This is a genomic window from Endozoicomonas sp. GU-1, from assembly GCF_027366395.1.
Taxonomy (GTDB): Bacteria; Pseudomonadota; Gammaproteobacteria; order Pseudomonadales; family Endozoicomonadaceae; genus Endozoicomonas.
Map to the genome: position 1 here is coordinate 4225817 of NZ_CP114771.1, position 14017 is coordinate 4239833.

Genomic DNA, 14017 nt, shown 5'->3' on the forward strand with positions numbered 1-14017 from the left:
CAGCCGGTATCAGGGAAGGCTGACCTGTTTTGTCAGGCATTCTGGAGAATCAGAGTGCAGACGAGCTTTGTCGTCATTTGAACGGTCGAATAAATATTGAAGCAGTCGTATACACCGATGCAAGCCTTGCATATCACAGCCCTTGTAGGAACTCTTCCATCCAGTCATCGTTGTTGACCAGTTCTGACTCTGTCGCCAATGAATCCAATGTCGCCAACGAATCCAAATCCCATGCCACTATTTCATCAAGCCCAAGTGGGTCTCTCCTCCTTTTCTCGCTGGCTTCATGCCATTCTTTCCGCGTTGCTGAATCCACTGCGTAGCTCATTTTGCAGATAGCAATGCTTAATTCAACATAAGTCATTCGGCTTCGGTGGGGTTCCAGCAGTTCAAGTTCTGCATTTCCCAATTCGCGAAAACGATCCAGAGCTTCCATTGCCGCGTCAAAGTCAGATAGCGGCCCTTGAATGCGACGGTTGGAAACCTGGTTCCCTTGAGTTGATGTGCTTGCCCTTGCTGGAAGTCCTTGCTGAGGGATTGATGTTACTACTGGCGTTTTTGCTGGCTCAATCTGTTCCAACTTGGCAACCACTGCTTTCTTAACGAGGTCTGGAACCATGCCGTCTTTATCATCTTTGATAACCGGGTTGAGTGCCGTGCATAAACGGGCGTTTAGCTGGCCGCTGCTGGCATAGTGTTCAAGAGATGACCAGACCGCAGGCTTTAAGGGTTTATGGCAATTGATTAGTCTAATAATCAGAGAGGGTGCTACCAAGTGTGGTATTTTTTTCGGCTTGGCTTTCTTGGGCTCTTTGGTTCTCGCTTGCATTTGGGCTAATTTTGCCTCAAGCCTGATCGCATAGAGATCGCGCTTGTCCTGAGGCTTTTTATACCATTGTTCTGTGAACTCGGTTGCCTTGAAAAAGGCGGTTAACTGTTGCAATGTCCAGTTCTTGATAACAAAGTCGGTATCTCTCGGGGTAAACTCTGGATTTTGGAGTACCACCGGATCGCCGTCGTCTGGCAAAACGGTTAGTCTGTGATTCTTGAATTGATATTCTGTTTGTTCAAGCTCAATTAACATGGCCGTGATAAAGCGCCACAGGCGTTCCTGGCCCGACATGGCGGGATCACCACCGACCATCACCCCTCTTTTATCACCTGTTGACACTCGGTTTGAAAAGCAGAGATCCGGTATTTTCCCTTGTTCAGGTAGAGCGTGGTTTGTGAGCAGCATTCCTGCCAGCAACCGTTGCTGAATCGTTACATCAGGAGCGGTTTCAGGGGTAGCCTGATAGTCAAGACAGGCATCCATGAATTGCTGCATCTTGTGTTGTCCAAGCACCCGATGTAACCCGCGCCACTGTGAGATGGTGGGTAAGGTTTTGAATAGCTCATCCATCTTATCCGCGTATTTTGAGCGGTTATCTTCTGATTGTTGCCAGAGAATCTCCAGCATCGTGCGTTTGGATTGCGTGAAGTCAAATTGCTGGCCAAGCTGTTGGCAAAGTGGTTTTAATCCATACCACTGTTCCTGAGTCGGGGCTGGCTTCAGGTTTCTGCACAGTTCAAGGTATTCCTGCCTCTCAGATTCAGGGAGTTGCGTTAGTGCAAATTTTGTTAAAGCCAGTGGTGCAGGAATGGATAATGCCTTAGTGAGTACTCCTTTGTAGCGTGGATTTTCAAGATATTTTTCAATCCAGAACTGGATACCAGTTCCTCCATGGATAGCCAATATCGGTAGCAATGATTTCAGCGCAGTACGAACAGCCACTCTGTCATTTCGAGGACTCTTGTGGGCAGCCAGATATTGTTGGAATTCGGCAATTTTCATGCGCCATTTTGCGGGCCCAGAGAAGAACAGAGCCAGTGCTTTCATTTGACTCGATTCTAAAAGATCTTCATCACTATTGTCGTCTCCATGTTCAGTGGTACAACCATGCTGATTAAGACATTGGCGAAGTGTTTTCTCATTTTCAGTCAGTTTTTCTCCTGAGGGCAAACCAAAACTTGCAAATATTCGGCAAGAAAGTTTCAGAATATTCTTATTTTCATCCGAGGGTAGCCATTGAACGAACGCCTCCACCTTCGCTTTGTCGGGCAAGCCTTTGCCATTACACATGGAGGAAAAGGCCCGCAGCAGTTCCAGGCTGAATTCGCCGTTCACCTTCCAGCACTGCCACGCTTTGAGCGCTTCCACCTTTGCTTTGTCGGGCAAGCCGTTGCCATTACACATGGAGGAAAAGGCCCGCAGCAGTTCCAGGCTGAATTCGCCGTTCACCTTCCAGCACTCCCACGCTTTGAGCGCTTCCACCTTCGCTTTGTCGGGCAAGCCCCTACTGCTCATCATGGAGGAAAAGGCCCGCAGCAGTTCCAGGCTGAATTCGCCGTTCACCTGCCAGCACTCCCACGCTTTGAGCGCTTCCACCTTCGCTTTGTCGGGCAAGCCCCTACTGCTCATCATGGAGGAAAAGGCCCGCAGCAGTTCCAGGCTGAATTCGCCGTTCACCTTCCAGCACTCCCACGCTTTGAGCGCTTCCACCTTCGCTTTGTCGGGCAAGCCTTTGCCATGACACATGGAGGAAAAGGCCCGCAGCAGGTCCAGGCTGAATTCGCCGTTCACCTTCCAGCACTCCCACGCTTTGAGCGCTTCCACCTTCGCTTTGTCGGGCAAGCCCCTACTGCTCATCATGGAGGAAAAGGCCCGCAGCAGTTCCAGGCTGAATTCGCCGTTCACCTTCCAGCACTCCCACGCTTTGAGCGCTTCCACCTTCGCTTTGTCGGGCAAGCCTTTGCCATTACACATGGAGGAAAAGGCCCGCAGCAGTTCCAGGCTGAATTCGCCGTTCACCTTCCAGCACTCCCACGCCACGCACGCTTCCACCTTCGCTTTGTCGGGCAAGCCCCTACTGCTCATCATCGAGGAAAAGGCCCGCAGCAGTTCCAGGCTGAATTCGCCGTTCACCTTCCAGCACTCCCACGCTTTGAGCGCTTCCACCTTCGCTTTGTCGGGCAAGCCTTTGCCATGACACATGGAGGAAAAGGCCCGCAGCAGTTCCAGACTGAATTCGCCGTTCACCTTCCAGCACTCCCACGCTTTGAGCGCTTCCACCTTCGCTTTGTCGGGCAAGCCTTTGCCATTACACATGGAGGAAAAGGCCCGCAGCAGTTCCAGGCTGAATTCGCCGTTCACCTTCCAGCACTCCCACGCTTTGAGCGCTTCCACCTTCGCTTTGTCGGGCAAGCCTTTGCCATTACACATGGAGGAAAAGGCCCGCAACAGTTCCAGGCTGAATTCGCCGTTCACCTTCCAGCACTCCCACGCTTTGAGCGCTTCCACCTTCGCTTTGTCGGGCAAGCCTTTGCCATTACACATGGAGGAAAAGGCCCGCAGCAGTTCCAGGCTGAATTCGCCGTTCACCTGCCAGCACTCCCACGCCACGAACGCTTCCACCTTCGCTTTGTCGGGCATGCCTTTGCCATGACACATGGAGGCAATCTGTTTCAAGCATGGGTTAGCAGCAACCGCCTGAATGTTTTCCTCGCTTTCTTCTGCAAACTTTTTTATCTGAGTCTTCGACTTGAGCATGCTGGTAAGGCAGCTGGTATTGGTAATCTGCTGGGGATTGACAGCTAAAAAGAACGTGTTGGCCCTGGCAAAATAGCCTTTGAAAGTCTGAGAATCTTTAACAATGCTGAAGTTTTTTAACTTGGAAAAGAGGGAATGCGCGGGCGGCTTTCCCCTGTCTCGCGCTAACTGGATTTTCCTGTCTTTGAGGTTTTTCAGAAGAGTCCCGGCATTCGTTAATATTGCTTGAATTTCTTGATTATTGAAATGTGTTCGCAGTTCATTTTGCTGGCTTAGAGAAAATTCTGAAATTGATGTTTCACTGTTAATTTCTGTAGTGAGCGGTACATCCTTCATTGGTTCAGGCATGACCTGCACCATCGCTGAGGTATGTTCATTGCCAGTTAATAGCCTGTTGTCGCTGAGGGTTGGTAGGTTTCTTGATAGGAAACTGATCACTCCCGGAAGCCTGGAAGCTGCGTCAGCAGGCATGGCCGGTTCGGTCTCCATTGGCTCCGGATTAGCAGGTAGCGAAGTTGCAGAACACATAATACGCATGCTGTTGTCAGTAACACGCCTGCGCTTTATGGATGGGATGGGCCCGGATTCAGATTGCAGTTGATGCGGTGGAAATGTTCCAGTGCCCGTTGTTGTCTGTTCCACCCGGTAACCTGACATGGATCGCTTTCTTCCTTGTTTTCGGCTGTTTGCTGGCCGGTGCCTTCCGGCTTTAGTGGCTGTTAACGGGGATGCCGTGTCTGCGGTTACTGAGGAGGAAGGTGACTGCATGGTTTCTTCGGGGATTACCTGTTTCCAGTTGGAGAATCGTCTGGGGATGACAACAATAGAACTGACCTGGTCAGCCCGGTAAAGTTCCAGGCAGCCGGTATCAGGGAAGGCTGACCTGTTTTGTCAGGCATTCTGGAGAATCAGAGTGCAGACGAGCTTTGTCGTCATTTGAACGGTCGAATAAATATTGAAGCAGTCGTATACACCGATGCAAGCCTTGCATATCACAGCCCTTGTAGGAACTCTTCCATCCAGTCATCGTTGTTGACCAGTTCTGACTCTGTCGCCAATGAATCCAATGTCGCCAACGAATCCAAATCCCATGCCACTATTTCATCAAGCCCAAGTGGGTCTCTCCTCCTTTTCTCGCTGGCTTCATGCCATTCTTTCCGCGTTGCTGAATCCACTGCGTAGCTCATTTTGCAGATAGCAATGCTTAATTCAACATAAGTCATTCGGCTTCGGTGGGGTTCCAGCAGTTCAAGTTCTGCATTTCCCAATTCGCGAAAACGATCCAGAGCTTCCATTGCCGCGTCAAAGTCAGATAGCGGCCCTTGAATGCGACGGTTGGCAACCTGGTTCCCTTGAGTTGATGTGCTTGCCCTTGCTGGAAGTCCTTGCTGAGGGATTGATGTTACTACTGGCGTTTTTGCTGGCTCAATCTGTTCCAACTTGGCAACCACTGCTTTCTTAACGAGGTCTGGAACCATGCCGTCTTTATCATCTTTGATAACCGGGTTGAGTGCCGTGCATAAACGGGCGTTTAGCTGGCCGCTGCTGGCATAGTGTTCAAGAGATGACCAGACCGCAGGCTTTAAGGGTTTATTGCAATTGATTAGTCTAATAATCAGAGAGGGTGCTACCAAGTGTGGTATTTTTTTCGGCTTGGCTTTCTTGGGCTCTTTGGTTCTCGCTTGCATTTGGGCTAATTTTGCCTCAAGCCTGATCGCATAGAGATCGCGCTTGTCCTGAGGCTTTTTATACCATTGTTCTGTGAACTCGGTTGCCTTGAAAAAGGCGGTTAACTGTTGCAATGTCCAGTTCTTGATAACAAAGTCGGTATCTCTCGGGGTAAACTCTGGATTTTGGAGTACCACCGGATCGCCATCGTCTGGCAAAACGGTTAGTCTGTGATTCTTGAATTGATATTCTGTTTGTTCAAGCTCAATTAACATGGCCGTGATAAAGCGCCACAGGCGTTCCTGGCCCGACATGGCGGGATCACCACCGACCATCACCCCTCTTTTATCACCTGTTGACACTCGGTTTGAAAAGCAGAGATCCGGTATTTTCCCTTGTTCAGGTAGAGCGTGGTTTGTGAGCAGCATTCCTGCCAGCAACCGTTGCTGAATCGTTACATCAGGAGCGGTTTCAGGGGTAGCCTGATAGTCAAGACAGGCATCCATGAATTGCTGCATCTTGTGTTGTCCAAGCACCCGATGTAACCCGCGCCACTGTGAGATGGTGGGTAAGGTTTTGAATAGCTCATCCATCTTATCCGCGTATTTTGAGCGGTTATCTTCTGATTGTTGCCAGAGAATCTCCAGCATCGTGCGTTTGGATTGCGTGAAGTCAAATTGCTGGCCAAGCTGTTGGCAAAGTGGTTTTAATCCATACCACTGTTCCTGAGTCGGGGCTGGCTTCAGGTTTCTGCACAGTTCAAGGTATTCCTGCCTCTCAGATTCAGGGAGTTGCGTTAGTGCAAATTTTGTTAAAGCCAGTGGTGCAGGAATGGCTAATGCCTGAGTGAGTACTCCTTTGCAGCGTGGATTTTCACGATATTTTTCCATCCAGAACTGGATACCAGTTCCTCCATGGATAGCCAATATCGGTAGCAATGATTGCAGCGCAGCACGAACAGCCACTCTGTCATGTCGAGGACTCTTGTGGGCCGCCAGATATTGTTGGAATTCGGCAATTTTCATGCGCCATTTTGCGGGCCCAGAGAAGAACAGAGCCAGTGCTTTCATTTGACTCGATTCTAAAAGATCTTCATCACTATTGTCGTCGCCATGTTCAGTGGTACAACCATGCTGATTAAGACATTGGCGAAGTGTTTTCTCATTTTCAGTCAGTTTTTCTCCTGAGGGCAAACCAAAACTGGCAAATATTCGGCAAGAAAGTTTCAGAATATTCTTATTTTCATCCGAGGGTAGCCATTGAACGAACGCTTCCACCTTCGCTTTGTCGGGCAAGCCCCTACCGCTCATCATGGAGGAAAAGGCCCGCAGCAGTTCCAGGCTGAATTCGCCGTTCACCTTCCAGCACTCCCACGCCACGAACGCTTCTACCTTCGCTTTGTCGGGCAAGCCTTTGCCATGACACATGGAGGAAAAGGCCCGCAGCAGTTCCAGGCTGAATTCGCCGTTCACCTTCCAGCACTCCCACGCTTTGAGCGCTTCCACCTTCGCTTTGTCGGGCAAGCCTTTGCCATGACACATGGAGGAAAAGGCCCGCAGCAGTTCCAGGCTGAATTCGCCGTTCACCTTCCAGCACTCCCACGCTTTGAGCGCTTCCACCTTCGCTTTGTCGGGCAAGCCTTTGCCATGACACATGGAGGAAAAGGCCCGCAGCAGTTCCAGGCTGAATTCGCCGTTCACCTTCCAGCACTCCCACGCTTTGAGCGCTTCCACCTTCGCTTTGTCGGGCAAGCCTTTGCCATGACACATGGAGGAAAAGGCCCGCAGCAGTTCCAGGCTGAATTCGCCGTTCACCTTCCAGCACTCCCACGCCAAAAACGCTTCCACCTTCGCTTGGTCGGGCAAGCCTTTGCCATTACACATGGAGGAAAAGGCCCGCAGCAGTTCCAGGCTGAATTCGCCGTTCACCTTCCAGCACTCCCACGCTTTGAGCGCTTCCACCTTCGCTTTGTCGGGCAAGCCTTTGCCATGACACATGGAGGAAAAGGCCCGCAGCAGTTCCAGGCTGAATTCGCCGTTCACCTTCCAGCACTCCCACGCTTTGAGCGCTTCCACCTTCGCTTTGTCGGGCAAGCCCCTACTGCTCATCATGGAGGAAAAGGCCCGCAGCAGTTCCAGGCTGAATTCGCCGTTCACCTTCCAGCACTCCCAGGCCACGAACGCTTCCACCTTCGCTTTGTCGGGCAAGCCCCTACTGCTCATCATGGAGGAAAAGGCCCGCAGCAGTTCCAGGCTGAACTCGCCGTTCACCTTCCAGCACTCCCACGCTTTGAGTGCTTTCACCTTCACTTTGTCGGGCAAGCCTTTGCCATGACACATGGAGGAAAAGGCCCGCAGCAGTTCCAGGCTGAATTCGCCGTTCACCTTCCAGCACTCCCACGCTTTGAGCGCTTCCACCTTCGCTTTGTCGGGCAAGCCTTTGCCATGACACATGGAGGAAAAGGCCCGCAGCAGTTCCAGGCTGAATTCGCCGTTCACCTTCCAGCACTCCCACGCTTTGAGCGCTTCCACCTTCGCTTTGTCGGGCAAGCCTTTGCCATGACACATGGAGGAAAAGGCCCGCAGCAGTTCCAGGCTGAATTCGCCGTTCACCTTCCAGCACTCCCACGCCACCAACGCTTCTACCTTCGCTTTGTCGGGCAAGCCTTTGCCATGACACATGGAGGAAAAGGCCCGCAGCAGTTCCAGGCTGAATTCGCCGTTCACCTTCCAGCACTCCCACGCCAAAAACGCTTCCACCTTCGCTTTGTCGGGCAAGCCTTTGCCATTACACATGGAGGAAAAGGCCCGCAGCAGTTCCAGGCTGAATTCGCCGTTCACCTTCCAGCATTCCCACGCCACGAACGCTTCCACCTTCGTTTTGTCGGGCAAGCCTTTGCCATTACACATGGAGGCAATCTGTTTCAAGCATGGGTTAGCAGCAACCGCCTGAATGTTTTCCTCGCTTTCTTCTGCAAACTTTTTTATCTGAGTCTTCGAGTAGAGCATGCTGGTAAGGCAGCTGGTATTGGTAATCTGCTGGGGATTGACAGCTAAAAAGAATGTGTTGGCCTTGGCAAAATAGCCTTTGAAAGTCTGAGAATCTTTAACAATGCTGAAGTTTTTTAACTTGGAAAAGAGGGAATGTGCGGGCGGCTTTCCCCTGTCTCGCGCTAACTGGATTTTCCTGTCTTTGAGGTTTTTCAGAAGAGTCCCGGCATTCGTTAATATTGCTTGAATTTCTTGATTATTGAAATGTGTTCGCAGTTCATTTTGCTGGCTTACAGAAAATTCTGAAATTGATGTTTCACTGTTAATTTCTGTAGTGAGCGGTACATCCTTCATTGGTTCAGGCATGACCTGCACCATCGCTGAGGTATGTTCATTGCCAGTTAATAGCCTGTTGTCGCTGACTGTTGGTAGATTTCTTGATAGGAAACTGATCACTCCCGGAAGCCTGGAAGCTGCGTCAGCAGGCGTGGCCGGTTCGGTCTCCATTGGCTCCGGATTAGCAGATAGCGAAGTTGCAGAACACACAATACGCCCGCTGTTGTCAGTAACACGCCTGCGCTTTATGGATGGGGTGGGCCCGGATTCAGATTGCAGTTGATGCGGTGGAAATGTTCCAGTGCCCGTTGTCGTCTGTTCCACCCGGTAACCTGACATGGATCGCTTTCTTTTTTGTTTTCGGCTGTTTGCCGGCCAGTGCCTTCCGGCTTCAGTGGATGTTAACGGGGATGCCGTGTCTGCGGTTACTGAGGAGGAAGGTGACTGCATGGTTTCTTCGGGGATTACCTGTTTCCAGTTGAAGAATCGTCTGGGGATGACAACAATAGAACTGACCTGGTCAGCCCGGTAAAGTTCCAGGCAGCCGGTATCAAACAAGGCTGACCTGTTTTGTCAGGCACTCTGGCAGTGAGATGTGTTACGGGATAGCGCACCGTTGGCTTTTACATTCCAGGGCAGGAGTGCTTCCAGCTTCTCAACCGTATCCGCATACGGCAGCTCCTCCAGTACGTAACAAATGTAATGAGAAGAAGACAGAGTGTCGACAAATACCGGTCATGGTAGCCAGAGACCCCGATAATCAGACAGTTGATGGCATTCTGGAGAATCAGGGTGCAGACGAGCTTTGTCGTCATTTGAACGGTCGAATAAATATTGAAGCAGTCGTATGCGCCGATGCAAGCCTTGTACATGAGAGGCTTGCGAGAACCTTGGGGTTCACCTTTAAAGAACGGGTGTCATCCTCTGGAATACAGGTTATAGAAGGTGTTTTTCACCTGCAACGTGTGAATGCATATCACAGCCCTTGTAGGAACTCTTCCATCCAGTCATCGTTGTTGACCAGTTCTGACTTGGTCGCCAATGAATCCAATGTCGCCAATGAATCCAAATCCCATGCCACTATTTCATCAAGCCCAAGTGGGTCTCTTCTCCTGTTCTCGCTGGCTTCATGCCATTCTTTCCGTGTTTCTGAATCCACTGCGTAGCTCATTTTGCAGATAGCAGTGCTTAATTCAACATAAGTCATTCGGCTTCGGTGGGGTTCCAGCAGTTCAAGTTCTGCATTTCCCAATTCGCGAAAACGATCCTGAGCTTCCATTGCCGTGTCAAAGTTAGAGAGCGACCCTTGAATGCGACTGTTGGCAACCTGGTTCCCTTGAGTTGGTATGCTTGCCCTTGCTGGAAGCCCTTGCTGAGGGATTGATGTTACTACTGGCGTTTTTGCTGCCTCAATCTGTTCCAACTTTGCAACCACCGCTTTCTTAACGAGGTCTGGAACAATGCCGTCTTTATCATCTTTGATAACCGGGCTAAGTGCCGTACATAAACGGGCGTTTAGCTGGCCGCTGCTGGCATAGTGTTCAAGAGATGACCAGACCGCAGGCTTTAATGGTTTATTGCAATTGATTAGACTGATAATCATAGAGGGTGCCACCAGGTGTGGTATTTTTTTCGGCTTGGCTTTCTTGGGCTCTTTGGTTCTCGCTTGCATTTGGGCTAATTTTGCCTCAAGCCTGATCGCATAGGGATCGCGCTTGTCCTGAGGCTTTTTATACCATTGTTCTGTGAACTCGGTTGCCTTGAAAAAGGCGGTTAGCTGTTGCAATGTCCAGTTCTTTATAACAAAGCCGGTATCTCTGAGGGTAAACTCAGGATTTTGGAGTACAACCGGATCGCCATCGGCTGGCAAAACGGTTAGTCTGTGATTCTTGAATTGATATTCTGTTTGTTCAAGCTCAATTAACATGGCCGTGATAAAGCGCCACAGGCGTTCCTGGCCCGACATGGCGGGATCACCACTGACCATCACCCCTCTTTTATCATCTGTTGCTACTCGGTTTGAAAAGCAGAGATCCGGTATTTTCTCTTGTTCAGGTAGAGAGTGGTTGGTGAGGAGCATTCCTGCCAGCAACCGTTGCTGAATCGTGACATCAGGAGCGGTTTCAGGGGTAGCCTGATAGTCAAGACAGGCATCCATGAATTGCTGCATTTTGTGTGGTCCAAGCACCCGATGTAACCCCCGCCACTGTGAGATGGTGGGCAAGGTTTTGAATAGCTCATCCATCTTATCCGCGTATTTTGAGCGGTTATCTTCTGATTGTTGCCAGAGAATCTCCAGCATCGTGCGTTTGGATTGCGTGAAGTCAAATTGCTGGCCAAGCTGTTGGCAAAGTGGTTTTAATGCATACCACTGTTCCTGAGTCGGGGCTGGCTTCAGGTTTCTGCACAGTTCAAGGTATTCCTGCATCTCAGATTCAGGGAGTTGCGTTAGTACAAATTTTGTTAAAGCCAGTGGTGCAGGAATAGATAATGCCTTAGTGAGTACTCCTTTGCAGCGTGGATTTTCACGATATTTTTCCATCCAGAACTGGATACCAGTTCCTCCATGGATAGCCAATATCGGTAGCAATGATTTCAGCGCAGCACGAACAGCCACTCTGTCATTTCGAGAACTCTTGTGGGCAGCCAGATATTGTTGGAATTCGGCAATTTTCATGCGCCATGCTGCGGGCCCAGAGAAGAACAGAGCCAGTGCTTTCATTTGACTCGATTCTAAAAGATCTTCATCACTATTGTCGTCTCCATGTTCAGTGGTACAACCATGCTGATTAAGACATTGGCGCAGTGTTTTCTCATTTTCAGTCAGTTTTTCTCCTGAGGGCAAACCAAAACTGGCAAATATTCGGCAAGAAAGTTTCAGAATATTCTTATTTTCATCCGAGGGTAGCCATTGAACGAACGCTTCCGCCTTCGCTTTGTCGGGCAAACCTTTGCCATTACACATGGAGGAAAAGGCCCGCAGCCGTTCCAGGCTGAATTCGCCGTTCACCTTCCAGCACTCCCACGCTTTGAGCGCTTCCACCTTCGCTTTGTCGGGCAAGCCTTTGCCATTATACATGGAGGAAAAGGCCCGCAGCAGTTCCAGGCTGAATTCGCCGTTCACCTTCCAGCACTCCCACGCCATGAACGCTTCCACCTTCGCTTTGTCGGGCAAGCCTTTGCCATTACACATGGAGGAAAAGGCCCGCAGCCGTTCCAGGCTGAATTCGCCGTTCACCTTCCAGCACTCCCACGCTTTGAGCGCTTCCACCTTCGCTTGGTCGGGCAAGCCCCTACTGCTCATCATGGAGGAAAAGGCCCGCAGCAGTTCCAGGCTGAATTCGCCGCTCACCTTCCAGCACTCCCACGCTTTGAGCGCTTCCACCTTCGCTTGGTCGGGCAAGCCCCTACTGCTCATCATGGAGGAAAAGGCCCGCAGCAGTTCCAGGCTGAATTCACCGTTCACCTTCCAGCACTCCCACGCTTTGAGCGCTTCCACCTTCGCTTTGTCGGGCAAGCCTTTGCCATGACACATGGAGGAAAAGGCCCGCAGCAGTTCCAGGCTGAATTCGCCGTTCACCTTCCAGCACTCCCACGCTTTGAGCGCTTCCACCTTCGCTTTGTCGGGCAAGCCTTTGCCATGACACATGGAGGAAAAGGCCCGCAGCAGTTCCAGGCTGAATTCGCCGTTCACCTTCCAGCACTCCCACGCTTTGAGCGCTTCCACCTTCGCTTTGTCGGGCAAGCCCCTACTGCTCATCATGGAGGAAAAGGCTCGCAGCAGTTCCAGGCTGAATTCGCCGTTCACCTTCCAGCACTCCCACGCTTTGAGCGCTTCCACCTTCGCTTTGTCGGGCAAGCCTTTGCCATTACACATGGAGGAAAAGGCCCGCAGCAGTTCCAGGCTGAATTCACCGTTCACCTTCCAGCACTCCCACGCTTTGAGCGCTTCCACCTTCGCTTTGTCGGGCAAGCCTTTGCCATTACACATGGAGGAAAAGGCCCGCAGCAGTTCCAGGCTGAATTCGCCGTTCACCTTCCAGCACTCCCACGCTTTGAGCGCTTCCACCTTCGCTTTGTCGGGCAAGCCTTTGCCATTACACATGGAGGAAAAGGCCCGCAGCAGTTCCAGGCTGAATTTGCCGTTCACCTTCCAGCACTCCCACGCTTTGAGCGCTTCTACCTTCGCTTTGTCGGGCAAGCCCCTACGGCTCATCATGGAGGAAAAGGCCCGCAGCAGTTCCAGGCTGAATTTGCCGTTCACCTTCCAGCACTCCCACGCCACGAACGCTTCCACCTTCGCTTTGTCGGGTAAGCCTTTGCCATTACACATGGAGGAAAAAGCCCGCAGCAGTTCCAGGCTGAATTCGCCGTTCACCTTCCAGCACTCCCACGCTTTGAGCGCTTCCACCTTGGCTTTGTCGGGCAAGCCTTTGCCATGATACATGGAGGAAAAGGCCCGCAGCAGTTCCAGGCTGAATTCACCGTTCACCTTCCAGCACTCCCAAGCCACGAACGCTTCCACCTTCGCTTTGTCGGGCAAGTCTTTGCCATTACACATGGAGGCAATCTGTTTCAAGCATGGGTTAGCAGCAACCGCCTGAATGTTTTCCTCGCTTTCTTCTGCAAACTTTTTTATCTGAGTCTTCGTCTTGAGCATGCTGGTAAGGCAGCTGGTATTGGTGATCTGCTGGGGATTGACAGCTAAAAAGAACGTGTTGGCCTTGGCAAAATAGCCTTTGAAAGTCTGAGAATCTTTAACAATGCTGAAGTTTTTTAACTTGGAAAAGAGGGAATGTGCGGGCGGCTTTCCCCTGTCTCGCGCTAACTGGATGTTCCTGTCTTTGAGGTTTTTCAGAAGAGTCCCGGCATTCGTTAATATTGCTTGAATTTCTTGATTATTGAAATGTGTTCGCAGTTCATTTTGCTGGCTTACAGAAAATTCTGAAATTGATGTTTCACTGTTAATTTCTGTAGTGAGCGGTACATCCTTCATTGGTTCAGGCATGACCTGCACCATCGCTGAGGTATGTTCATTGCCAGTTAATAGCCTGTTGTCGCTGAGGGTTGGTAGGTTTCTTGATAGGAAACTGATCACTCCCGGAAGCCTGGAAGCTGCGTCAGCAGGCATGGCCGGTTCGGTCTCCATTGGCTCCGGATTAGCAGGTAGCGAAGTTGCAGAACACATAATACGCATGCTGTTGTCAGTAACACGCCTGCGCTTTATGGATGGGATGGGCCCGGATTCAGATTGCAGTTGATGCGGTGGAAATGTTCCAGTGCCCGTTGTTGTCTGTTCCACCCGGTAACCTGACATGGATCGCTTTCTTTCTTGTTTTCGGCTGTTTGCTGGCCGGTGCCTTCCGGCTTTAGTGGCTGTTAACGGGGATGCCGTGTCTGCGGTTACTGAGGAGGAAGGTGACTGCATGGTTTC

At 50.9% G+C, this 14017-nt stretch carries 3 protein-coding genes and 4 pseudogenes; 3 read left to right on the plus strand and 4 right to left on the minus strand.

The window, feature by feature from the left end:
* Positions 1 to 29 precede the first annotated feature (29 nt).
* A pseudogene (locus O3276_RS17570) lies at positions 30 to 185 on the plus strand (IS1595-like element ISEnu2 family transposase); the annotation flags it as partial.
* Here O3276_RS17570 and O3276_RS17575 read toward each other — a convergent pair.
* Positions 134 to 4357 carry a hypothetical protein gene (locus tag O3276_RS17575; RefSeq protein ID WP_269672503.1) on the minus strand — a complete coding sequence of 1408 codons (4224 nt, stop codon included), beginning with the start codon at positions 4355 to 4357 and terminating at the stop codon, positions 134 to 136. The pseudogene O3276_RS17570 and the gene O3276_RS17575 overlap by 52 nt on opposite strands.
* A 120-nt stretch (positions 4358 to 4477) precedes the next feature.
* On the opposite strand from O3276_RS17575, the pseudogene O3276_RS17580 reads away from it, so the two are divergent.
* Positions 4478 to 4633 (plus strand): annotated as a pseudogene (locus O3276_RS17580) (IS1595-like element ISEnu2 family transposase); the annotation flags it as partial.
* Here the strand turns inward: O3276_RS17580 and O3276_RS17585 are convergent.
* Together O3276_RS17585 and O3276_RS25855 are read right to left on the minus strand one after the other, a co-directional pair.
* Positions 4582 to 9141 (minus strand): hypothetical protein, encoded by a 4560-nt coding sequence (locus O3276_RS17585; protein ID WP_269672504.1) that lies wholly within the window; start codon positions 9139 to 9141, stop codon positions 4582 to 4584. The pseudogene O3276_RS17580 and the gene O3276_RS17585 sit on opposite strands and share 52 nt — an antisense overlap.
* A gap of 15 nt (positions 9142 to 9156) precedes the next feature.
* A pseudogene (locus O3276_RS25855) lies at positions 9157 to 9300 on the minus strand (transposase domain-containing protein); the annotation flags it as partial.
* Here O3276_RS25855 and O3276_RS17590 point away from each other — a divergent pair.
* Positions 9291 to 9563: pseudogene (locus tag O3276_RS17590) on the plus strand (IS1595-like element ISEnu2 family transposase); the annotation flags it as partial. The pseudogenes O3276_RS25855 and O3276_RS17590 sit on opposite strands and share 10 nt — an antisense overlap.
* On the opposite strand, the gene O3276_RS17595 reads toward O3276_RS17590, so the two are convergent.
* On the minus strand, positions 9560 to 14011 hold the full coding sequence (locus tag O3276_RS17595; RefSeq protein WP_269672505.1) for a hypothetical protein: 4452 nt from the start codon (positions 14009 to 14011) through the stop codon (positions 9560 to 9562). The pseudogene O3276_RS17590 and the gene O3276_RS17595 sit on opposite strands and share 4 nt — an antisense overlap.
* Between the last annotated feature and the right edge of the window lie 6 nt (positions 14012 to 14017).

Excerpts from the sequence above, each read along its gene's own strand:
- O3276_RS17595 (WP_269672505.1), bottom strand. The coding sequence starts at position 14,011 with ATGCAGTCACCTTCCTCCTCAGTAACCGCAGACACGGCATCCCCGTTA.
- O3276_RS17575 (WP_269672503.1), bottom strand. The coding sequence starts at position 4,357 with ATGCAGTCACCTTCCTCCTCAGTAACCGCAGACACGGCATCCCCGTTA.